The 594-nt window shown below is 56.2% G+C and carries 1 protein-coding gene; it reads left to right on the forward strand.

The window, feature by feature from the left end; genetic code table 11:
• Positions 1 to 294: hypothetical protein (locus KHO22_RS32390; protein ID WP_211951273.1), on the forward strand; the 294-nt coding region annotated here is incomplete at its 5' end.
• Positions 295 to 594: the final 300 nt, after the last annotated feature.

Below are 594 nucleotides of genomic sequence, written 5' to 3' on the forward strand. Positions count from 1 at the left end.
CAGCAATTCGGCCTTCGGTCTGCCCATCCTCATCGCGGTATCTCCGTTCCCAAAAATGCGGAAACGGTATGCAAGACTAATGCCAATTATTTGTGGGACGGAACACTAGCTGTCTCTTTGCAAGAGATGGCGACCTCATCAGGACACGGCCCGGCGCCTGACGCGCATCCCATCAAAGATGGCTCCCGACATGGGCTTGCAGAATATCTGGAAGACCGGACGAAACCTCATGCGCGATTCCACGGTACGAAAAGGCTTCGCGGTCAACCACGAGGTGTCGTTGTATTAGATTAGAGTCCCGGCTGCTATGCACTGTGTATCGGTAAGTGGCTGCGCGGGCATGGCTACCGACTGGCGCAGCCTCCGGCGATACGGTGCGCACATGGCTCGGCGCCTTGCACATGGCGGCATGTATGGAACGTTCCCTCCGAGGAAGGCCGAAGATCGGACGGCCAAGTTCGGCCAGGTACGGCCCATCGTCCTGAGCCTGTCAGATTTTTAGTGTGTCGAGGTCATGAGACGATTACGGAAACGTCCAATGACCGACACAACAGTGAACAAGAAGAGCAAGAACCCGAAGGCACCGAAGCTGTT

This window comes from Cupriavidus yeoncheonensis, assembly GCF_905397275.1.
Lineage (GTDB): Bacteria > Pseudomonadota > Gammaproteobacteria > Burkholderiales > Burkholderiaceae > Cupriavidus > Cupriavidus yeoncheonensis.